At 38.1% G+C, this 23,546-nt stretch carries 19 protein-coding genes; 4 read left to right on the plus strand and 15 right to left on the minus strand.

What is annotated here, in order from left to right:
- Nucleotides 1–21 precede the first annotated feature (21 nt).
- The 11 genes from H9Q20_RS02820 to H9Q20_RS02870 all read right to left on the minus strand — a co-directional run bounded on the left by H9Q20_RS02820 (nt 22) and on the right by H9Q20_RS02870 (nt 14,904).
- Nucleotides 22–1,596 (minus strand): S8 family serine peptidase, encoded by a 1,575-nt coding sequence (locus H9Q20_RS02820; protein ID WP_124640621.1) that lies wholly within the window; start codon nt 1,594–1,596, stop codon nt 22–24.
- A gap of 52 nt (nt 1,597–1,648) precedes the next feature.
- Nucleotides 1,649–2,191, minus strand: a complete 543-nt coding sequence (locus H9Q20_RS02825) for a hypothetical protein (RefSeq protein WP_187478254.1) — start codon at nt 2,189–2,191, stop codon at nt 1,649–1,651.
- Between the two features lie 386 nt (nt 2,192–2,577).
- Entirely contained in the window at nt 2,578–2,865 is a 288-nt protein-coding gene (locus H9Q20_RS02830; RefSeq protein ID WP_187478255.1) for a hypothetical protein, read from the minus strand.
- A 53-nt stretch (nt 2,866–2,918) separates the two neighbouring features.
- Nucleotides 2,919–3,452, minus strand: coding sequence for a thioredoxin family protein (locus tag H9Q20_RS02835; protein WP_124640619.1), 534 nt, complete (start codon nt 3,450–3,452; stop codon nt 2,919–2,921).
- 62 nt (nt 3,453–3,514) lie between these two features.
- Nucleotides 3,515–5,161 carry an MFS transporter gene (locus tag H9Q20_RS02840; RefSeq protein ID WP_187478256.1) on the minus strand — a complete coding sequence of 549 codons (1,647 nt, stop codon included), beginning with the start codon at nt 5,159–5,161 and terminating at the stop codon, nt 3,515–3,517.
- 88 nt (nt 5,162–5,249) lie between these two features.
- Nucleotides 5,250–6,761, minus strand: a complete 1,512-nt coding sequence (locus H9Q20_RS02845) for a peptide MFS transporter (RefSeq protein WP_124640617.1) — start codon at nt 6,759–6,761, stop codon at nt 5,250–5,252.
- A 108-nt stretch (nt 6,762–6,869) separates the two neighbouring features.
- Complete coding sequence (locus tag H9Q20_RS02850) at nt 6,870–8,258, minus strand: peptide MFS transporter (RefSeq protein ID WP_187478257.1); 1,389 nt, start codon at nt 8,256–8,258, stop codon at nt 6,870–6,872.
- A 91-nt stretch (nt 8,259–8,349) separates the two neighbouring features.
- Entirely contained in the window at nt 8,350–10,005 is a 1,656-nt protein-coding gene (locus H9Q20_RS02855) for a peptide MFS transporter (RefSeq protein WP_124640615.1), read from the minus strand.
- Between the two features lie 188 nt (nt 10,006–10,193).
- On the minus strand, nt 10,194–12,338 hold the full coding sequence (locus tag H9Q20_RS02860; RefSeq protein WP_187478258.1) for a S46 family peptidase: 2,145 nt from the start codon (nt 12,336–12,338) through the stop codon (nt 10,194–10,196).
- Between the two features lie 144 nt (nt 12,339–12,482).
- Nucleotides 12,483–14,435 (minus strand): heavy metal translocating P-type ATPase, encoded by a 1,953-nt coding sequence (locus H9Q20_RS02865; RefSeq protein WP_187478259.1) that lies wholly within the window; start codon nt 14,433–14,435, stop codon nt 12,483–12,485.
- A 43-nt stretch (nt 14,436–14,478) separates the two neighbouring features.
- Complete coding sequence (locus H9Q20_RS02870; RefSeq protein WP_124640612.1) at nt 14,479–14,904, minus strand: Fur family transcriptional regulator; 426 nt, start codon at nt 14,902–14,904, stop codon at nt 14,479–14,481.
- A gap of 98 nt (nt 14,905–15,002) precedes the next feature.
- On the opposite strand from H9Q20_RS02870, the gene H9Q20_RS02875 reads away from it, so the two are divergent.
- From H9Q20_RS02875 to purE, 3 genes are all read left to right on the plus strand, one after another.
- Nucleotides 15,003–15,521, plus strand: coding sequence for a ferritin (locus H9Q20_RS02875; RefSeq protein WP_124640611.1), 519 nt, complete (start codon nt 15,003–15,005; stop codon nt 15,519–15,521).
- 188 nt (nt 15,522–15,709) lie between these two features.
- Nucleotides 15,710–16,819 carry a 5-(carboxyamino)imidazole ribonucleotide synthase gene (locus tag H9Q20_RS02880; RefSeq protein ID WP_187478260.1) on the plus strand — a complete coding sequence of 370 codons (1,110 nt, stop codon included), beginning with the start codon at nt 15,710–15,712 and terminating at the stop codon, nt 16,817–16,819.
- Nucleotides 16,820–16,847: 28 nt separating this feature from the next.
- On the plus strand, nt 16,848–17,363 hold the full coding sequence (gene purE, locus H9Q20_RS02885; protein ID WP_187478261.1) for a 5-(carboxyamino)imidazole ribonucleotide mutase: 516 nt from the start codon (nt 16,848–16,850) through the stop codon (nt 17,361–17,363).
- Between the two features lie 120 nt (nt 17,364–17,483).
- Here the strand turns inward: purE and H9Q20_RS02890 are convergent, their stop codons facing one another.
- The gene (locus H9Q20_RS02890) at nt 17,484–19,088 is read right to left on the minus strand and encodes a CTP synthase (RefSeq protein ID WP_124640607.1); all 1,605 of its coding nucleotides are present in this window, start codon (nt 19,086–19,088) and stop codon (nt 17,484–17,486) included.
- A 166-nt stretch (nt 19,089–19,254) separates the two neighbouring features.
- On the opposite strand from H9Q20_RS02890, the gene H9Q20_RS02895 reads away from it, so the two are divergent.
- Nucleotides 19,255–19,641 carry a hypothetical protein gene (locus H9Q20_RS02895; RefSeq protein ID WP_262385567.1) on the plus strand — a complete coding sequence of 129 codons (387 nt, stop codon included), beginning with the start codon at nt 19,255–19,257 and terminating at the stop codon, nt 19,639–19,641.
- Between the two features lie 11 nt (nt 19,642–19,652).
- Here H9Q20_RS02895 and recO read toward each other — a convergent pair whose 3' ends face one another.
- From recO to H9Q20_RS02910, 3 genes are read right to left on the minus strand one after another with little or no spacing between them, the layout of a single operon-like run.
- Nucleotides 19,653–20,342 carry a DNA repair protein RecO gene (recO, locus tag H9Q20_RS02900; protein ID WP_124640606.1) on the minus strand — a complete coding sequence of 230 codons (690 nt, stop codon included), beginning with the start codon at nt 20,340–20,342 and terminating at the stop codon, nt 19,653–19,655.
- 4 nt (nt 20,343–20,346) lie between these two features.
- Nucleotides 20,347–22,584: a hypothetical protein gene (locus H9Q20_RS02905; protein WP_187478262.1), complete on the minus strand. Its 2,238-nt coding sequence runs from the start codon at nt 22,582–22,584 to the stop codon at nt 20,347–20,349.
- A 6-nt stretch (nt 22,585–22,590) separates the two neighbouring features.
- Nucleotides 22,591–23,541, minus strand: coding sequence for a bifunctional metallophosphatase/5'-nucleotidase (locus H9Q20_RS02910; protein ID WP_187478263.1), 951 nt, complete (start codon nt 23,539–23,541; stop codon nt 22,591–22,593).
- Nucleotides 23,542–23,546 lie beyond the last annotated feature (5 nt).

The following is a 23,546-nucleotide window of genomic DNA, read 5'->3' on the forward strand; positions in this document are numbered from 1 at the left end:
ATTTACATATATTAAAATTGATTACTTTAATTTTCTTTGTTTGTAAAGATCTTCTGCTTTTTGTACGGCTTTGTAGGCATCGACCACACCGCCAGAAACAGAAATGTCTTTCAGTTGTTCATTCTTGTTCACCGATTCCATCAAGATGGTTTTTATGTCGGATGCTTTCAGCTTTGGATAGTGAGACCAAACCAGTGCTGCAACACCTGCAACTGCTGGAGAAGCCATGGAAGTTCCTTGCAAAAATTTATATTTTCCGTCTGGGAAAGTTGCATAAATTTCGGTTCCAGGACCAAAAACATCTACCGATTTTTTACCCCAATTGGAAAATCTTGCTCTCAGATTATCGCTAAAACGAGTGTTAGCACCCACAGTAATCGTGGTCGGGCTGTACTGTTTGTCGTTGATTAAAGTTAAAGGATACTTGACATTGACATCGACATCCATATTATCGTTTCCAGCTGCTTTTACAATCAAAACATTTTTAGATTCGGCATATTTGAAGGCATCAACAACAATTTTATGATTGTCATCGTACGATTTTCCGAAAGACATGTTTAGGATTTTAGCACCATTGTCCACGGCATAACGAATTCCGTTGGCGATATCGGTATCTCTTTCGTCACCATCCGGAACCACTCTTACTCCCATAATTTTGATGTTGTTTCCGCCTCCGGTTCCCATCATGCCTTTGTTGTTGCCCCATTCAGCAGCAATAATCCCAGCGACATGGGTTCCGTGATCGTCAGAAAGACCTTTCACATCGTTGTTTCCGTAGATTTTACCGATACCATCTTGAGGGTTATAATTCAGGTTATACGCATACTTCAAGCTGGTTTGGGCATTATCCAAAGCGGCATTCATTTTCTTTTTGTATGCTTCGGTAACATCGGTTATTTTTTTATTTTCCCAATCGGCAGGTTTCATTTCTTTAAAAATAAATAAACCTTCCAAAGCCATTGCATTGTCCGAAGTAAAATTATCAACCAAAGATTTTGTTAAAGTTTGATTTCCAAAAGCTTTATCCAAGGCCTCTAATCTTGGAGTCATATAATTGATTCTGGTTTTGGAAAGTTCTGTATTCAACTCATATTTATAGATGGTTGTATAGTAATCTTTCTTCAATTTCAGATATTCCTTGTACTTTGCAGGGTCAGAAGCTGAGGTGTTTGCAGAAAAGAAATCATTCAATTTTTTGTATTGTCTGGTCAGTTCATAACTGTCCGGAGCGTAGTTTTTACCATTTTTATCGGTTAGGAAATTCCATCCGTGCAGGTCATCAACAAAACCGTTTTTGTCGTCGTCCTTATTGTTCCCTTTTTTCTCTTTTGGATTGATCCACATGTTGTTTTTCAGATCCTCGTGAAAGTATTCTACACCACTATCCAAAACACCTACCACCAAAGGATTGGCTTTTCTTTTCTTTTCTTCTAAGAATTTTTTAGCTTTTAGGGTATTCACGCCGTACACTCCGGTTTCTTCCAGATCGCTGTGCATCCAATTTTTTAGAAAGGTAGAGTCGACATTGTTTTTTTGTTGAGCTTGAGCAAAAAGTCCCATAGACAAAAGCCCGGCAGTTAAGATTATTTTTTTCATATTTCAAATTTACTTGGCTAAAATACAATTTAAAAAGGAAATCACGAATTTGTTAAAACTTATTCGGTTTCCTTTTGTGATAAATGGACATTAAATGGTTTATGAAAAAAGCTATTAAAATTAATTGTATCCATTCGAAATCCAGCTTAAACCTAATGTTACTGGCATGTCCAATCGTATAAGGAATGGTAAAACCTATAAAAATAAGAGTAAAAAATGCAAATAGTTTTTTGTTATTTTTAAAAATAATCAACATTGACAACAATGAGATTGCATTGAGAAATAAAACATACATCTTTCTGAATACTATTATTTTAACATCCTTATCATAAAAATATCTCGGCGGAACATACCACAAAAGGGCAGTGTTTTGAAAGGCTTTTTTCAGGTATAATTCTGTAGGAACATTTTTCTCCAACTCTTGTTTGTAAATTTCTTCCATTCTTTTTTCGCTGACCTGAGCTCGATATTTAAACAATTGCTCTTCTTTCTTTAAAGAAAAAATTTTCAGCTCAGAAATAACTGCATTCGATTCTGTAAAACCAACAAAAATATTCTGATAATACGGATTTTTACTCGGTATAAACTGATGCATAGTAACATAATTTCTTATAATCCAAGGCGAATAACAGAAAAAAAGTGTAATTCCGAAGACAAAAGCTTGCTTAAAATTAAATTTACTTTTAAAAATTAAATAGAGAATGAGAACCAATGCAATGGGTACCACAACAACTTGAGTTAGAAAAAGTAAGGCCGTTAGCGAACCAAAAAAAACAAAATGTCCAGTTTTTGAGAAATGATTAATATAAAACCCGCTCCAAGTCCAAAACCAAAAAACACATAGAAATATAAAGAGGGTTGTAGCCTCTAAAACGGTTGAATAATACAAATAGGCAGGTGAAAATAGAAATAAAAAACCAGCTATAAGTCCGATCTTTGAAAGTTTGTAAATTTCTAAAATCTTCACAATCCCGATGGGGACTAAAAAAACAGCATGTGTTGTACAACAACCGCTAATTTAGCAGCATAACTACCAAATAAATACTGAAAAAAACTCAAAAACAACGGATAAATGGGCAATTTCATTGCAGAAGGTCCCACGGTTCTAATCTCTGAATACTCACCAAAGTTCACCAAGTTTCTTGCGATGCTCCAATCTTCATATCCAGAAAAATTATTCTGAAAAAACAATGTGAAAACAATTTTCAAAACCAAAATAAGAAAGTTGATTCTTAAAAAGGTTTTATAATCCAGACGATTTAGTAACATAAAAAAATGGAGTTGCACTTTACAACTCCAAATATAATCTTAAAAAATTTAATTTAGTCCTTCAGTTTCGATTTGAATTTTTTCTGATAATTCTCCCACTGTTCTTTGGATTTTATTTTTTTATAATCGTCTTTATTAAACATTTCCAAATAGGGTTCCAAATCTTTTGCGGTGAGCAATCCATTCAGAATCGTTATGGGTTGGGCTTTTTCATCTAAAAAAACCAAAGCCGGAACCGAAACCACATTCATATATTCTGCAAATTCGTGCACTTTGTTTCTCGAATTTTGCAATTGGGCATTGGGATTTCCAAAGGACTGTCCCAGATACTCGATATTTTCTTTGCCTTCGGTATCAAATTTTACCGGTAAATAATTTTCGTTGATGTACTTGGAGATCACAGGGTGGTTGTATGTTTTTTTATCCATAATCTTGCAGGGACCGCACCAAGTAGCATAAAAATCAATCAGTATTTTCTTGTTATTTTCTTTTTGAAGTTTCAAAGCTTCGTTCATATTCATCCATTTAACTTGCGAAAAAGCCAAAAAAGAGAATAAAAAAATCGGTAGAAAAAGTATTTTTTTCATACAATAAAAAATTATAAGTTGAAGTACTCCCCTGTGCTTATCAAAATCAGTACCAAGAAATTCTAATTATCTTGTTGCAATCGTCTTTCTCTCGGTCGAATGATGAGTCTGTCGTACAAAGAAAGGCTGATGATGGAAAACATTCCTATCCCGACAATAACCATCCAAATTTTATTGGGCTGATAGTTTTCCCACAACATATTGGTCATTTCCCAATGGTTCATCCCCAATTTTTGTTCGGCCAAAGCATAATATTCATTTTTAGAAAAAGGGAGATGAATTTGGCTAACATCCACATTTTTTTGTTGGGCCAATTGGTTGAAAGACTTCCCTACTCCATTCCAATCTACGGTTTCTGATTTCAGGTTGAATTTATTTTCAAAATCGGTAATGGGCATATCGAGAGCTTTAGAACCGTTTTCGATAAATTGTTCTCGGCTTACCACTGCCGGCATTTCCAGATTTCTTTTGCCCATTTCTCTTTGCAAAAGGCTCAATTTATCCGACCACGATTGGTAGAGGTCTCCAGAAATAAAACTGGTAACGGCATAACTGGCAGCAACCGGTAAGAAATAAGTCCCTTGGTAGAGGCCTTCTTTTCCTTTTGGAGTAATCAGGGCGATGAAGGACGAAACCGTAGGGCTGGACATCATTTCACCAATTGCAAAAATCATGGTTCCTATGATGGTGAACCAAACGGAGTGGGTATAAAAAGTAAGTCCAACACCGATGGTTGCAATAACAGCACCACGAATTACGGCAGAAATATGTCGCATTTTAGTCACATAAAAGGAAATGAAAATTTGAAAGAAAATAATCATCAATGAGTCAATATTGGTAAACCATTCCGGCTTTACCAAACCATCTTGGGTAAGTCCACTCCCTAAAAAAGGAAGATTTTCATTGAGCCAAGTACTGATGGTTCTAGAATCTACCCAATCTTCAATAAAATTTGGCAGCGTGTTGAACAATTGATTGAACATGGTCCAAAAACCAATCATCAGCAACAACAAAATACTCAATCGGGTATCTTTTAATGCTTCAAAAATATTAACAATGGATTTTTTTAGAGCAACGCCCAAAGACTCTTTGGGTTTTTCTACTTTAGGCTCTTTGAAAAAGAATAAAACCACCAAAAGATTAATGGTAATGACAGCTGCTGCTTGTATAAAAATAATTTTCCATCCGTAAGTTGTTCTCAGCACCGATGACATGGACGGACCTATAAACCCACCAATGTTCACCATCATATAAAAAATGCCAAAACCAATGGTACCGGTGGTTTCGTCCGTAGTTCTTGCTACAATTGCCGATGCCACAGGCTTGAAGAGTGCAGCACCTACAGCTACCAATAAAAATAAAACATAAACACTAGAAAAAGTCTTGGCTTCTCCCAAAAAATAATATCCCAATATCATGATGACATAGGCTACAATCAGAGATTTTTTATAACCGATACGATCGGCAATTTCACCAAAAAACAAAGGCAATAGATACAAAATGGCGACAATATTCCCCATGATGCTTCCCTTTTGAATATGGTTGAAGCCCAAACCACCGGTATCGGTAGAACCTACGAGATACAAACCGAACAGTGTATAAATCCCGTACCACGCCCAGCGTTCCATAAGTTCCATAAAACTGGCTGTCCAGAATGTTTTGTTCAGGGTTTTAACGGTTTGTAAAAATGATTTATTATTTTCTGACATATTTTTTATTTTAATTTTAATTCAAATTCTAAATATTCTATTAATCTTGATCCAAAAATACTTTCTACTTTTTACTTGCTACACAACACTACTTTACTTCTTGCATTAATTTTTTTATCATCGGAGAGATGACAATTAACACAACCCCAGCAACAACGGCATATATTGCCAGCTGCTTGTAGCCTTCGGCATAAGTGATAAGGACATCCAAATTGGAAGCTCCTTCCTTGGCGGTAGCCATATTGGCACCGATGATTCCCGCTACATACTGTCCGTAAGCCGATGCCAAAAACCACATTCCCATCATCATGCCTTGAAGATTTTTTGTGGAAAGTTTGGTCATGATGGACAACCCGATGGGTGAAAGGCAAAGTTCGCCCAAAGTAATGATCAACAAAGCCAAAGTAAAAAAATTGAGTGATGTAATGCCCGCTGCATTGGCAAAGAATTTTGTTGCAAACAAAGTGTAATACCCCAATCCTAAAAAGATAAATCCTAGCCCAAACTTGATGATGGTATTGGGTTCGAATTTTCTTTTGTTGAGCCAAATCCACAGCAAACCGATAAGAGGAGCAAGGAAAATAATGAAAAAAGCACCTCCGGAATTGTTAACTCCGTTGGGATCCAATCCTAAAAGGTCGTTGTTGAGGTTTTTTGCGGCAAAAATACTGAGAGAACCTCCACTTTGCTCGTAAATTCCCCAAAATAAAATGGAAAACAAAATGAAAATAAGCGCAGCAAAAAGTTTTTTCCTTTCGGCAGAACTTACTTTGGTCATCTCATAAAATAGATAAATTAAGGTTAATGGACCAATCGTGTACATAAAATAATCTGTAAACTCGGTCTTTGCCACCATAATTTGTATGATGGGTACAAAGATTAAAGAAAGGGCATAAACTCCGTATTCTTTCCATTTTGAAATGGTTTTGGACTGGTCTTCCGAAAGAGGATGTCCGGGTTGAAGCCCTATCGTTCCGAGGGATTTTTGGGTGAAAACAAAATTAATCAACGAGATTACCATTACGATTGCGGCTAAACCGAATGCAACATTCCAACGGGACGATTCAGAAATTAAATCGCTGAACAATTGCCCTTTTCCAATGGCGATACAGATATAACCGCCGAGCAAAGCCCCCAAATTGATTCCTGCGTAAAACAATGAAAAACCGGCATCAGCACGGGAATCGTTGGGTTTGTACAACTGTCCCACCATGGAAGAAATATTGGGCTTGAAAAATCCTGTACCCACAACCGTAAAAGCAATTCCCAAGAAAAAAAACCGGTGCGGATCCGTAGCCAAAATCAAAGAACCCACAATCATCAACAAGCCACCCCAAAAAAGAGATTTTCTAAAGCCTAAAATTTTATCGGCAAATAGCCCACCGATGAAGGTAAAGGCGTACACAAACGCTTGGGTCGCTCCGTACTGTAAATTGGCCTCTTTTTCGTGAAAGTTAAGCTGAGAAATCATAAAGAAAACCAACATCCCACGCATCCCGTAGAAACAGAATCTTTCCCACATTTCTGAAAAGAAAAGCGACCAAATTTGCTTTGGATATTTCCCTTTAAAATTTTGAATTTCGTCCAAGGTTGTTGCCATACTCTTATTTTGTTTAATTAATTCACTGCTTTATTTACCAAACAGCATACGAAAATAAAAAAAACCTCCGACAATGCAGAGGTTTTCATTTATTATTTTGATTTGGAATTATCGAACTCCATGCATCATTTTAGAAATAAATTTATTAAGCAAGATTAGAAGTAAACCGCACACAATTACAAATCCTGAAATGTAAGTAAATACTTGTCCTGCTCCCATGGTTTCTACAACTGAAGCTACAAAACCTCCGATGAAGTTGGCCACAGAAGAAGAAAGCATCCAAACGGCCATTAGGATTGAAGCCAATTTCGGTGGAGAAAGTTTGGTTACTACCGAAAGACCAACTGGTGACAGACAAAGTTCCCCGATGGTATGCAACAGGTAAGTCATTATCAACCACATAATTCCGGCTTTGTTGGCAATATCATCAATATTTCCGTTTGCATTTCTTTCGGCAACTGCTCCTAGCATAAACCAGAAACCTATACCCAAAATAACCATTCCAACACCCATTTTTACTGGAGTTGAAAGTTTGCTACCCAATTTAGAACTCCAGAACATGGCGAACAAAGGAGCTAAAGTCACAATAAAAATTGGGTTCACCGATTGGAACCAAGAAGTTGGAATCTCGAATCCAAAAACATTTCTGTTGATGAATTTGTCCGTGTAAAGTGACAATGAAGATCCAGCCTGTTCGAACCCGGCCCAGAAGAATACCGCGAACAAGAATAAAATGAAAATTACTGAAATTCTTTGTTTTTCTTGAGCTTGAGTTAAGACCTCACCGGTATCCGGGTTTACAGATTTGTTGGCTTCAACTTCTTCATCATGTGCGATGCCTACAGGTTTTTTACCCAAATCACCTAAATATTTTTGTGCAAAAGTGTTGAAGATAATTTGCCCCAACAACATCCCTACACCTGCAGCCAAGAAACCATAACGGTATCCGAAAGCCACAGTCCCATCGGCATTGGTGGTTTTAAATAAATTATCGGTAAAATACCCAATTACGAAAGGAGCGATTAGAGCACCTAAGTTGATCCCCATGTAGAAAATGGAAAATGCAGAGTCTCTCCTGCTATCACCGTCTTTGTAAAGTCCACCAACAAGGGTAGAAATATTGGGTTTGAAGAAACCGTTACCAATAATGAGCAGCAACAATCCTATATAAAGTCCAGTCATGTTATTCATCCCAAACAAAACGAACTGTCCGATCATCATGGTAATACCACCGATGGTAATGGAAAGTCTTTTTCCCAAAAATTTATCAGCAAGCCAACCACCGATTAGCGGAGTAAAATATACCAAGCCGGTAAAATATCCATAAAGCAACATTGCTTTACTTTCGTCCATTCCCAGTCCACCTTCCATTAATTTTTTTGTAAGGTAGAGGATCAGGATGGCTCTCATTCCGTAATAAGAAAAACGCTCCCACATTTCGGTGAAGAACAAAAGGTATAGTCCTTTTGGATGTCCTTTTTGTTGTACTGTATCCATATTGAATTTGATTGTTAAATTTTTGTTAAGACTCGCAAATATAGTTTATTTTCCGAAACGACCTAATAATTATCATAAAAAAAAGAAGTGATTAACTCACTCCTTTTTCTTTCATTATTTTATTCAGATTTTTAAGAATAGACAATCCGATAACAAAGGCCAACAGGAGCAAACCAAAATTGACCCAAAAGAAATTGGCTTTGTCTTCATAATCGTACCACATACTGGCCAAGATGCCGGACAATTTGTTCCCGATGGAAATGGCTAAGAAATTCCCTCCCATCATCAGTGCAGTAATCCTTGGTGGCGAAAGCTTGGAGACCAAAGACAATCCCATCGGAGAGAGGCAAAGTTCGCCAATGGTAATCACACCATAGGTACCCACCAACCACCATGCCGACACTTTTGTAGCGCCATTGTCACCCGCATATACAGCAGCGACCATAACTAGGCAGGAAAATGCGGAAATCAGAATTCCCAAAATAATTTTACTTGCAGTAGAAGGCTCCTTCCCTTTCCTTCTCATCATCATGAAAAATCCTACAACAACCGGGGTAAGAGCAATTACCCAAAATGGATTGATGGATTGGAAGAGTTCTGTATTGTACAGATAAACTTTAGGATCGGGTTGACCTTCCAATTCGGCTTTCTGCTCAGAACCAATGTTTTTAAAATAAACATCTTTGCCCATCGTTTTTTCACTTTCACCTTGATCATTTTTCTGAGCTCGGAATTGATCATCATAAACCGTAACCTTATCGTCCTTATATTCTTTGGTTTCAACCAAAAAAATGCTTTCCAAAGGTTTCTCCAAAGCTTTTGGTGCCGATCGGTCGGTGTAATAATTGGCCCATCGTGTCAATGCCGTTCCGTTTTGTTTGAAAACCGCCCAGAACATGATGCCCACAGCAAAAATGGCCAATAAAGCGCCAATAGGTTTTTTATCTTCCTGATTGGCTTTAACATAAAGAGAAACATAAAAAACCACAACCGGAAGACAGGCAAAAATAAAGGCATCGGTGGAGTCGCTTCCGAAAATATTTCCCGGAATAATCCATCCCAAAGCACCGACCAATATTGCCGGTAAAAATACTTTGGATAGGATGCCCGCAATACCGACATCGCCCTCTTGTTTTGGCTTAAGGACATTGGCTTGTTGTACATGCTTCAACCCGAAAGAAAAGACAATGAGTCCTACATACATCCCAACACCTGCTGTGATAAAGGCTTCGCCCCAGCCAAATTTGTTACGCATAAAGGCAGCAATAATATTGCACACAAAAGCACCAATATTAATTCCCATATAGAAAATATTGTATCCGGAATCCTTGTTGTCTTTGTACGGTTCTTCCGAATACAAATTCCCTAAAAGTGTGGAAATACTCGGTTTGAAAAATCCATTTCCGATGATGATGAGTGCCATGGAAACAAAAAACATGGTTTGTTCTTGAAACACGCCAAGGCCGATGTATCCGGCTCCCATTAATGCTCCACCGATGTAGATGGCTTTTACATAACCCAAAATTCTATCGGCCAAAAAACCTCCCAAAAACGGAGTGAGGTAGGTTAGCGCAATGAAAGTTCCGAAAATATCATCGGCACTTTTGTCCGGAATGGCCAAGCCTCCTGTATCTTTTGGGTCGATCATGTAAAGGACAAATATCCCCAACATTAGATAATACCCGAATCGTTCCCACATTTCTGTAAGAAAAAGATAAGGCAAGCCTTTAGGATGTTTAGATTTCATATGTTTTAATTTATTATTTTAAAATTCGTTAGCAATCGATAAAATTTCATTCGATTTTTTATGCAATTGGCCAAAAATACTATTTAATGTCAAATATCACAATATTTTTAAGTGCATTGACGATTTTTAATCTTCATCCAACAAAAAAAGCCATCCATTTCGGACGGCTTTTCGATTAAGTCAAATTATTATTTCACGATTTTCATTTCATCGATCAACCATTTGGAGTTGGCAAATTTATCAATGATGAACAAAATGTATTTGGTATCGACCATGATGTTTCTGCACAATTTCGGGTCGTAGTTGATGTCGCTCATGGTGCCTTCCCATTGTCTGTCGAAGTTAAGACCAATTAAATTTCCGTAAGCATCCAAAGCCGGACTTCCGGAATTGCCACCCGTTGTATGGTTGGTTGCGGTAAAACCTACCGGAACATCGCCCGTTTTATCTTTATAAATGCCATAATCTTTGGCATTGTAAAGGTCGATCAACTTTTTAGGTACATCAAACTCATAATCTCCAGGAATGTATTTTTCCATAATTCCTGCCACATGGGTTTGGTAGTTATAACGAACGGCGTCGCGAGGTTCTGAGCCTTTTACCTGACCGTAAGTTACCCTAAGTGTGGAGTTGGCATCCGGGAAGAACTTTCTGTCCTTGTCGGTTTCCATCAATTGTGCCATGTATTTTTTCTGAAGCACATCGATCTCTTGTTGCAAAGCATTGAATTTGGTGTCGGCATTGCTCACATAGGCCTTTCTTAGTTCGGCCATCAACAACATAAAAGGATCTTTTGCCAAAGTTTCCATCAGTAAATTTTTATTTTCAAAAACTTTGTTGATGTTGGTCGTTACATTCGCATTGTTCAAGCCTGCTCTTCCGGTAATGAAAGAATTCTTGGACCATTCTTCAATCACTTTCAAGTTTTTAGTTTCATCTCCAAAACCTTCTTTATAGCTTTCTGGCAAAAAGTTTTTAGGCGTTTTCTGTGCGTACAACGCTAATAATTTTGCTGTAACTTGGGCATCCAACTCACCGCTATAATCTTTGTAGAAGTTAGAAAGTTGCGCTTTGAAAGCATTGATGGATTTGTCATCCAACTTGCCTTGTTCGGCAGCGTTCATATAATTAAGAAAACGGTTGGCAAGGCTTAGCGTTTCGGCATTCCTAACCAATTCGCCGTAGTACGCATTGTTCAGTGCATACGGAGCTTGTTCGTTGTACAAACGGTACATTTCCGAAAGTGTCTTTTTGATTTCTGGGTTCTTCAAAGACAATTGGCTTTCGTAGGCTCTTTTCTTTTCCACAGCGTTGGATTTTTTCAAACCTTCGACTTCGCCAATCCATTTTTTCCAATAGTTGGCTACAGAAGCGTATTTTGAAGCATATTTGATACGAGTAGCTGCATCGGTACGCATTTTTTCGTCCAAAGTTTTTAGGGCAACTTCTCTTACGGCAATCCTTGCAGGGTCGGTCTCGGTCATGATTTTATCAATCGCGATGGACGGTAAATATTCCGTGGTACGACCTGGAAATCCATAGACAAAAGTGAAATCGTTTTCTTTTTTATCCTTGATGGAAACCGGCAAATAATATTTTGGTGTGAACGGAATATTGTCTTTGCTGTACTCTGCGGGTTTGTTATTTTTATCGGCATAAATTCTAAACATAGAGAAATCTCCGGTATGTCTCGGCCAAACCCAGTTGTCGGTATCCGAACCAAATTTACCAATGCTTTGAGGCGGTGCACCAACCAAACGGATGTCCTTGAAAGTTTCGATGACATAGGCATAATATTTATTGCCATAATACATCGGTTTGATGATGACTTTTTGATACGACTCTGTTGCAATCGCTTTTTGAGTGGCTTCCAAATTCTTTTTGATAAGGTCTTTGGCTTCGGCATCTGATAAACCTTGAGTCCCTGCCAAAACTTGTGCGGTAACTTCTTTGATATCCACAATAAAATCTACGGTAACTCCAGGATTTGGGAGTTCTTCGCCCATGTTTTTCGCCCAGAAACCTTGGCTCAGATAATCTTTTTCAACGGTAGAATGCGCTTGAATCTGTCCATAACCGCAGTGGTGATTGGTTAAAAGAAGACCTTTTGGTGAAATAATTTCGGCAGTACAACCACCGTTGAATTGCACCACAGCATCTTTAATACTCGGTTTTTGAGTGTCGAAGATTTGTTTTGCAGAAATTTTCATTCCCAAATCTTTCATTTCCTTTTCATTGATTTCCGTTGGAATCCACATTCCGCCGTATTGTTGGGCATAGGAAAAAGCCGTCCCCAGGAACAACGCAGCTATTAGAATCGTATTTTTTACCATGAATTTTAAATTTGGGCTAAAAATACATAATTTAATTTAGAACGATTTTGGAATTTTAAATTTTCAAGTCAAACGCAATAAAATTAATTTAAACTCAAAATACTCAATATTTTATATTTCAAAAGATCGGTTGATTTCTAATTGTTAAAACCTCATCCTTTGTATCCTTACGGCATTCAGAATGGCCAATAAAGCCACGCCAACATCGGCAAAAACGGCTTCCCACATGGTAGCAATCCCTCCTGCTCCTAAGACAAGCACTACGGCTTTTACCCCAAAGGCAAGAGCGATGTTCTGTTTTACAATTTTTTTGGTTTCTTTACCTATTCTTATTGCCAATGGAATTTTTATAGGATTGTCGTCTTGTATCACCACATCGGCCGTTTCTATAGCTGCATCACTTCCCAAGCCGCCCATTGCAATTCCAACATCGGAAATGGCGATTACCGGTGCATCGTTGACCCCATCACCTACAAAAGCAACACTTTCTTTTTTCGCCAAAATAGATTTCACTTTTTCGACTTTATCTTCTGGGAGTAGATTTCCAAAATAATTAAGAATCGTTAAATTTTCAGCAACAGATTTCACCACTTCTTCTTTATCTCCGCTGAGCATGGTCGTTTTCACCCCAAGATGATTGAGCTGTCCAATGGTTTGCGCCGCTTCGGATTTTATTTTATCGGCAATGGTGATGTAGCCAACAAAGTCACCATCCAAAGCCATAACAATGGTGGTTTCTGCAATTTGTGTTAAATTTTCAGGATACTGAATGTGGTATCTATCCAACAATTTAAAATTACCGACCATAAAAATCTTGGCATCTATTGTCCCCACCAATCCATGACCGGAAATCTCCTCAATTGCGTTAAAATTAGGGTTGGGTACAACTTCACCAACAAATTCATGAATGGCTGTTGCGATGGGGTGTGTGGATTTACTTTCGATAAAATTGAGATCGTTCAGGATTTTTTCCCTATCAAATTTTTCATCAATAACAACATCCTTCACTTTAAAAACACCTTCGGTCATGGTTCCTGTTTTGTCCATCACCACATGGTTTATTTCTGCAATGCTGTCCAAATAATTACTTCCCTTGAACAAAATACCGTGCCTGCTTCCCGCTCCTATACCACCAAAATACCCAAGCGGTATGGAAATAACCAGGGCACACGGACAAGAAATAACCAAGAAAATCAGAGCTCGGTAGAGCCAATCTTTAAACAGATACTCGTCAACAAAAAAATACGGTACAACGACAATTGCCAAAGCCAAAGCCACAACAATTGGCGTATAAATTTTTGCAAATTTCCTGATGAACAGTTCCGTTGGAGCTTTTTGTGAACTGGCATTTTGTACCAAGTCCAAAATTTTTGACAGTTTAGAATCCTGAAATTTTGTAGTGACCACCACTTCGGTAACGGAATTCATATTGATCATCCCTGCCAAGACCGTTTCGCCTTTCAGTTTGGTGTCGGGTTTACTTTCGCCGGTTAGAGCTGCCGTATTAAAAGTCCCTTTTTCTGAAAGAAGTTCTCCGTCCAACGCCAATTTTTCTCCAGGTTTTAGCTGAATGATGTGACCCAAAACAGCTTCCGCAGCCGGAATAGTTTTAGTTTGGTGCCCTTCTTTTATCGTTACCACATCCGGTCTTTGGTCCAACAACGATTTTATATTGGACTGGGCTTTGGTAACCGCCATATCCTGAAAAGCTTCTCCAACGGAGTAAAACAGCATCACGGCGACCCCTTCCGGAAATTCGCCAATTGAAAAAGCACCTATAGTAGCCAGGGACATCAGGAAAAATTCAGAAAAAACATCGCCCTTTTGGATAGAAATAAATGCTTCCTTCAAAACAGGAAAACCCACAGGAAGATAGGCGATAAAATAAATCACAAAGCGATACCCTCCAACCAACCAATCCGGCTTGATGAAGTGATCCATAACGAGAGCCAACCCTAAGATTGATGCAGAAATAAGAGCCGGAAAAAACAAGTTAAAATTTCCACCTTCATGATTTCCATGGCTGTGGTTGTGCTGATCGTGATTTTCAGAATGCGTATGTTGGTGGCTATCAGGGGTACAACAGGATTTGGACATTGTAAATATTTTAGACAAAATTAACAAGTCTTTTCGTGCAACCCTATGGCAAAGTTTGACAGTCTGGACAAATGCCTTGTGCCACCAGCTTCAATTCTTTCAGTAAATAGTCTTTTGGTAAATGAATGTTCGGAAAAGAAATCTCGTTGAGGCATGTGGTTTTCTTACAAACCAAACAATAAAAATGCAAATGTGTGTCGTGGTGGCGATTTTCCGAACAATCATCCTGACACAATAAATATTGAGTGGTGTTGTTTTCTTGTACGCCGTGGATGATGCCTTTTCTCTCGAAAGTTTTGAGAGTTCTGTACAAAGTACTTCTATCAGAAGGATCCAGTTTGTCCTCCAAATCGGATAACGAAAGGGATTGTTTGGTTTTCAAAAACTCTTGTAAAACCAAAATCCTGACGGCGGTAATTCCAATATTTTTTTTTTGAAGAATATGGGTTGAATTTTCTAAAAAAGACATCCTTAAATTTTATTCAAATATAAAAAAATCATGACTTTCAAAAGCATTCCGTTTGGGAAACCAAGAGATAATTTGTAATTTTGAAAAAAGATTTAGAAATGATTAGCGAAAGAATAGCACAAGCGATTAACGAGCAAATAGCAAAAGAACATTTTGCAGCATATTATTACCTGTCCATGTCGGCATGGTTTTACAAAAACGACTTGGACGGTATTGCCAATTACTTCCGTGTACAACACAAAGAAGAAATGATGCATGCCGATAAAATGTTTGATTATCTGAACGATGTTGGTGGCGACATCATTCTACAATCTGTAGAACAACCGCCTCACGAGTTCAAAAATGCTATAGAAATTTTTGAAAGAGCTTTGGAGCACGAAAAGTTGGTAACCAAAAGCATCTTCAATATTATGAAATTGGCCAATGAAGAGAGCGATTACGCTACGGTATCTTTCCTACAATGGTTTGTAAACGAACAAGTTGAAGAAGAAGCCAACGCATCTCAAATGGTTAGTAAAATAAAAATGGTACAAGACAATCCTTCGGCATTGTATCTATTCGACCAAGAGTTGGCACAAAGGGTTTTCGTACCGGATCCGAATGCGAAAGTAAAATAAAAACAAAAAACTTCTGTTAAAATTTAGCAGAAGTTTTTTTTATCACAAAATCGAAGCTTTTTAATCTGCAGTTCTGATCTCAAAACATGGAAGTCTTATATTTTTCATGTAATTTTGCAACGCAAAAAAATCTGAGATTAATTCAGAAAATTTATCAATAAAAATAGACTTTTAATACAAGTAAAAAAATGAAAATCGGAATTTTAGGAGGTGGCCAATTGGGCAGAATGTTTATTCAAAGTGCATTGAAATACGATGACGAAATTTATGTCTTAGATCCTTCCAAAGATTGTTCTTGCGCACATATTTCTCGATTTACACAGGGAGATTTCAACGATTATAATGCCGTGTACCAATTCGGAAAAGACAAAGATGTGGTTTCTATTGAGATTGAACACATCAATACCGATGCATTGTTTGATTTGGAATCCGAAGGGGTAAAAGTAATTCCGAATCCTAAAATCATCAGCATCATTCAGCAGAAAATTTTACAAAAACAATTTTATCAAAACAAAGGCATACCAAGTCCTGATTTCCAAATCATCCACAACAAATCCGAAGTCAATTTCCCATTGCCTTTCGTACAAAAAATGAACACGGGAGGATACGATGGAAAAGGCGTTCAGATTATTCGCACCGAAGAAGATTTGGCCAAAATGTGGGATGTACCATCGGTATTGGAAGCTTTGGTAGATATTGAAAAGGAGTTGTCCATCATCGTTTCACAAAATGAAAATGGAGAGGTAAAAGTATTTCCGGTTACTGAAATGGTTGCCGATCCCGTCCTTAATTTATTGGATTTCAACATTTGTCCGGCTCAAATTTCCGATTCGGTACACGATCAAATTCAGACCATTGCTCAGCAATTTATAGATGCTGCAAAATCTCCAGGAATTTTTGCCATAGAATTGTTGTTGGACAAAGAAGGTAAAGTTTGGGTAAACGAAACCGCTCCAAGATTGCACAATTCTGGACACCAAACGCAAGAAGGAAATCTCAATTCGCAATTCGAACAATTTTACAGAACACTAAAAAATCTACCTTTGGCATCTACCGACATCCATTCTTTTTCTGGAATGTTGAATTTGGTAGGCGAAGAGGGACACAGTGGAAAAGTTGTCTATCAAGGTCTAGACGAAGTGCTGAAAATGCCAAAAGCCTTTGTGCATCTTTATGGAAAACTGGACACCAAACCCGGCAGAAAAATGGGCCACATCAATGTTTTGGCCAATACTAGGGAGGAGTTGATGGACGAATTGGTGAAAATTAAAAGAATGGTAAAAGTAATTGCCGAATAAAAATTTAAAGAATAAAATCGAATAAAATATGAAACCACGAGTAGGAATAATCATGGGAAGCCAGAGCGATTTGCCCATCATGCAACAAGCTGCTGATTTCCTAAAAAATTTAGAAATTCCGTACGAACTTACGGTAGTCTCTGCCCACAGAACTCCGGAGCGCATGATAGACTATGCCAAAACCGCTAAGGAAAGAGGGATAGAAGTTATTATTGCCGGAGCAGGAGGTGCCGCTCATTTACCTGGAATGGTCGCAAGTTGTACCACTTTGCCTGTGATTGGTGTTCCCATTTTATCCTCCAATTCTATTGATGGATGGGATTCTGTTTTGTCCATTTTGCAAATGCCTTCGGGAATTCCGGTTGCTACAGTTGCACTGAACGGCGCTACCAATGCAGGGATTTTGTCTGCAAAAATCTTAGGTGTTGCCGATGCATCGGTTTCAGAAAAACTGGCTCAATACCAACAATCGCTTACGGATAAAGTTTTAGGAACCATAGAGGACATCAAGCCTCAACATCCTAATTTTTATGATGTAAAATAATACAACAACCGTCATCAAAATAGCATCCAAGGAAAAATCTCCTTGGATTTTTTATTGTTTTGAATAAAAAAAATCCACCTCAAAAAAATGAGATGGATTCTATAATTTTTCAAGCTTATATTACTTGGTGCACGCTTTTACAAAGGCCACAAACAATGGATGTGGAGTTTCTACCGTACTTTTATATTCCGGGTGGTATTGTACTCCGACATAGAAAGGATGGTCTTTCAGCTCAACAGTTTCAACCAATTGGGTATCCGGATTGAAGCCAGAAGCGACCATTCCGTTTTTCTCAAAATCCGACTGATATTCGGAGTTGAACTCGTATCGGTGTCGGTGTCTTTCAGAGATGTTTTTCGTTCCGTAGATCTCATGAAGTTTGGTATTTGGTTTTAGGGAACATTTCCAAGCGCCCAATCTCATGGTACCTCCTTTTTCTTCGATATTTTTCTGATCTTCCATCAAAGAGATTACAGGATCTGGAGTGGTGGTATCAAACTCTACAGAATTGGCTTTGGCTAAATTTAGAACATTTCTTGCAAATTCTATGGTGATGATTTGCATTCCCAGACAAATTCCTAACATAGGGATTTTGTTTTCCCTTGCGAATTTTGCAGAAAGAATTTTACCCTCAATACCTCGATCTCCAAAACCAGGTGCAATGAGCATACCGTCGATTCCTGCAAAAGTTTCAGCTACATTTTCATCGGTAATTTCACCGCTGTATACCCATCGTACTTTGACTTCGGTTTCCAACTCGGCACCTGCATGGATGAATGCTTCTGCAATGGATTTATACGAATCCTGAAGGCTTACATACTTCCCTACCAATGCTATTTCTACAGATTTTTTAGGGTTTTTATGTCTTTTCAAGAAGTTTTTCCAATCTTTAAGATCAGAAGTTTGATCCGATTTTAGACCCAATTCTTTCAGTACCACTTCATCAAAATTTTGCTTTTGCAAATAGGTTGGCACTTCATAAATGGTATCCAAATCAATACTTTCAATAACATTTTCAACAGGAACATTGCAGAACTGAGCCAATTTTCCCTTGATGTCTTTGGTAATTTTATGCTCGGTACGACAAACCAAAACATCGGCTTGAATTCCGCTTTCCATCAACTGTCTAACCGAATGTTGAGAAGGTTTGGTTTTCAGTTCTCCACTTGCTGCCAAATAAGGCAAAAGTGTAAGATGGATCACCATGGAGTTATTCTCTCCCAGTTCCCATTTTAGCTGTCTAACACTCTCAATATACGGCAAGGACTCGATGTCGCCAACGGTACCACCGATTTCTGTAATGATGATGTCGTAGTTTTGCTTAGAAAGAAGTTTAATTCTTCTTTTAATTTCATTGGTAATATGTGGGATAACCTGAACGGTTTTGCCTAAGAAGTCACCTTTTCTTTCTTTTTCAATAACCGTTTGGTATATTCTACCGGTGGTTACATTGTTGTTTTGAGAAGTGGGTGAGTCCAAAAATCTTTCATAATGTCCCAAGTCCAAGTCGGTTTCTGCACCATCTTCTGTCACATAGCATTCGCCATGTTCATAAGGATTTAAGGTTCCCGGGTCGATATTGATATAGGGATCTAATTTTTGAATGGTGACATTGAAGCCTCTGGATTTTAGGAGCAATCCCAGCGATGCCGAAACGATTCCTTTTCCTAAAGATGAAGTTACACCTCCTGTTACAAAGATGTATTTCGTGTTCTTTTTACTCATTAGATTTTGGTTTGGGCAAAGTTAGGGGATTTTAAAATATGTCGCAAATTTATTCCTCTCCACTTCTGATCTCGTACCACTAAGTCTCAAATAATCAAAGAATTTAGGTTATAATTTTATAAGTTTGCAAGATCAATTTACATCCAAAAAGAATTTGGATATTATTATGGAAAACATTGACCAACCGTCTATTGCAAAAGAAATACAGGAATCTATAGCTCCTAAAGTGATTGAGGAAAAACAAGTGATTGTCCACTGTATGTTTCCGGCAAGTCCATTTTGGGGAAATATGATTAGAATTTGGCCTACAACTGTGCTTATCGATAAAGAAAGCGGCCACGAATGTCAATTGGTACATGCAGAAAACATTTCTATTTTCCCAAATTGGACAGAAGTTCATCCCATGAAAGACTATTGGTTCACCCTGGTATTTACAGGGTTACCAAAGGATTGTAGCCGTTTCGACCTCAAAGAGGTTATTCCGGAAGAAGGCGGATTTTTTGTCCCGAACATCAAAAGAAACGCAACGGATATCTATCGAGTGAAAATTTAATTTCGCACACCTTATTCAAAAAGTTGCTGAACAATTTCTAGCGACTGTGGCTCACGAAATTCGCTGACATGAATTTGGAAATACACCAACAAGCTCTCTAAAAAAGCTCTTCTAAACCGTGATGGAATAACAAAGCCATAGGGATCTTCTGTGGAAATTAATTCTTTCCAAACGGCAGAAACTCCTTCATCAAAAAGATGATGAGTGGATTGCGATACAAAACTTCCTTTTTCGGGATCTAGAAACAGTCCTTCATCCAAAAGTGGAACAAATCCTAAGAATCGAAGAAACTGAAACATAAAAAGATGGTGGCTGCAATAATTTTCGTGTTCTAAAGCATTTAAAAAACATAGAATTTCCTGATACAAAACCTCAGAAGCGGCTTCGTTTTTCAGGTTTCTATTGAGAAATTCAGCAATAAAAAAAACGATGGTATTGCATTTTACATTTTGATAAAAGTCTGGATTTTCTACCAAATCCATTTGACTTACCAAATCCATTTTCCCGGATTTGTTGAGCTTAGCAAAGGTAAAACACAACTCGTTGAGAGGTCTTAGATACGATCTCTTTTTGTTTTTTGATGAGAAAATTCCTTTAATAAAAAAACTTTGATAGCCTTTTTCTTTTGTAAAACAGTTCAACACCGCATCGTAGTCGCCGTATTTTACATACGACAATAAAAAACCCGTTTGTGTGGTCATCGTTCTAGTTAACTACCGCAATCTTAGCGGTTGCTTTGTCGGTGCCGTCTTCGTTGGTCATGAGTACAAAATAGACTCCTGAAGCTACCCTATTCCCTCTTTGGTTATTGAGATTCCACTCATAAAAACCGCCTCTAGCAATCCCTTGATGCACCAGATTTCCTGCAACATCCGCAATCCGGATGTTGGTTTTCATCGCCAATCCTCTGAAGGTCACATTTCCTTTATATTGGGCATAAACCACTGGATTTGGATAGACCAAAACATTTCCAAAATTGGAATTGACATCGATCGCATCACTTTGGTAAACCACAATTCCGTCCAAACTAACAAAATAGACTTTGCCGGTCTTATGATCGATTTGAATATCGGTAACCGAATTGGTTGGTAGCGGCGAATTTTCTTTGGTAAAATGCTTCAAGGTTTGCTCCCCATTGGCACTCAGGTAATACACACCACCTCCATCCACAGAAACCCACTTGTGATTTCCTGAATCTACAGCAATTTGAAGTATGGTATTGTTCCTGAACGATTCTTCAGGAATTCCGTTTTGCATGATGACCACCGGTTGAGTTTGTATTCCGGTATCCGAAATGGCCGAAGTTGGGTTAGAAAGTATCCTTAACCCTTCACGAGTTCCGATCCACAAATCTTCATCGTTGTCCAAAGCGGCAGAAACCGTACCGTTTACCGGTAGATTATTTTCAGTTTTAATGATGGTATTGGGACCTGCCATGCTTGGATTATTTCCATATTTGTTAATAATCAAACCGCCGTCGCCAAAATAAGGGCAAGGCATAAAAAGGTAACCGTCTTTGACCAAAGGTTTCAGCACACCGCCCGATTTTATTAACGGAACCAAAGTAAAATCATCTGCTGCAGCGTTGTAATAATAATATCCGGTTGTTGCAGGAGAATTTTCTATGGTGGTTACCGATACAAACATTTTATTGTCTTCGTCAAAGGCAATACCTACCGGTCGATTGTAATATTGATTGGAGTCGTCGCCTTTGTATTGCTTCTTAAATTCATTGCCTTCCATCTTATAAATTCCTTTGTCACCGGCTGCAAAAATGTAGTTGGTGAAATATACTTCTGTTGGATTTTGAGGATTGGCAACGACATCCAAAACATTGAATTTCTTTGGATTATTGACAAAATATTGTGGATAATTCCATTGGTTTCCATCAAAATGATAATAGCCTAAATTTCTTTCAATAGCACCAGCGTAGGAAGACAAACCACCAGATGCAACCCAAATCTGATTGCCCAACAAGGACATTTTATACGATGTATTTTTATATGGACCGTCTGGTTTGTACTGCATTTTGGACTCGTCTTTTACTCCAGAGTTGGGCGTTCCGCCAAAGATTTTATTACCAACAAAAGAAGCCGTATTGCAATCTTCACCAAAATCAGGAGTGCTTTGGTACTGTCCGGTATTGCTGAATACATAGACGCGTTGCTTGTCGGTTACCACAATATTTTGATCGGTTGCTACCACATCTTTTATTTCCACAAAATTTTGCGCGATGGGCGAGAACACGCCTCCAGATTCAAAATAAACCGTGTTGGGAGTAGATACCACAGCATAATTTTCGGAATCGGCTTGTGTAAAATCTCCATTTAACAAAGTTGTCCAGGTATTGTACACCGGAAAAGTAACATTAATATCGTGGTACTTCAGTCCTGTTGCTGTTGCCACATAGACTTTGTCGTTTTTTATGGAGGCTTCTCTAGCGGCTTCAAAAATGCCGTTGTTTACAAAAAAAGCAGACTGTGCAAATTCTTTTTTATCCAATTTGAAAATGGACACACCATAATTAACCGAAATCACTGCAAGATTTCCAGAAATATTGATGTGGTTAATTCTCTTATTACCCGTAAAACCCGTTGCAATTGGGATATCGACAATGTAAGAAATTCCATCAGGACCAATAACATCCATAGAGCCGTTGGCATACCCTACCAACCCGATTTGTGTGGTCGGGTTATAATCGAATGCCGTAATTTTCACTTCGTGCAAACCGTTGGCTTTTGACAATTTACGAATTTCTCCAGATGAAGTATTGTAATAAAAAATTCCATTTTCTGTTGCGGCAATCAGGGTTCCTTTGTCTTCTTTGATGGACAAAATATTGTTGTATGAAAACAAATCGTTCCATTTTTTTGAAGATATGGTTTGTGCCGAAAACTGCTGAATTCCTAAGGCCAACGCAAGAAGTAAATACGACTTTCTCATGATGAATTATGCTAAAATTTGGTCGTTAATTTCTAAATTATTCCAAGAAATTTTCTGAATATTTTTTTGTGTATCAAAGTAAAAATCCAATCTTCCGAGCATCAATCCTGCCCATCCGACCTGATTAACCAGTACCGTTTTCCCATTTTTATTGATCATGGCTTGGGGTTCCTTCAGGAAAGTATGGGTATGTCCTCCTAAGATCAGATCGATGTTGTCCGTTTTTTGAGCCAAGATTTTATCCGATATTTTTTGCGGATTATCACGATAGTCGTAACCGATGTGGGACAAACAGATAACCACATCGCACTTTTTATCGTTTCTTAACATATCGGCATAGTGCTGTGCGACATCTACAGGGTGATGGTACACCGTTTCGCCATAGCTTTTCTTTCCTACCAAGCCTTCCAGTTCAATGCCTACGCCAAAAACTCCTACTTTTATTCCGTTTTTATTAAAAATCTTATACGGCTCGGTTTTGCCATCCAAAAGGGTGTTTTTGAAGTCGTAATTGGAGCAGATAAAAGGAAATTTGGCATTGGGAAGTGCTTTATCAAAACCTTCTAAACCGTTGTCGAAATCGTGGTTCCCCATGGTTGCGGCATCGTACTTCATCATCGACATCAGTTTGAACTCCAACTCACCACCGAAAAAATTAAAGTACGGTGTTCCTTGGAAAATATCTCCGCAATCCAAAAGCAAAACATTGTTTTCTTGCTCTCGAATTTGTTGGATCAGCGTTGCCCTTCTTGCAAAACCACCTTGGTTGGGATTTCGGGTATAGGACTCGTCAAAAGGTTCTATCCTGCTGTGTTGATCGTTGGTATGCAGAATGGTTAATTTCTTTGGGGCTAACAATCGGTTTCCAACAAAGGATTCTGCCATTAAACCTTGAGGTACCAAAGTTGCTGCCAATGTACTTCCGCCTACTATTTTTAAAAAGTCTTTTCTATTCATGTTTA

Origin of the sequence: Amniculibacterium sp. G2-70, assembly GCF_014353055.1 — a bacterium.
GTDB lineage: Bacteria > Bacteroidota > Bacteroidia > Flavobacteriales > Weeksellaceae > Amniculibacterium > Amniculibacterium aquaticum.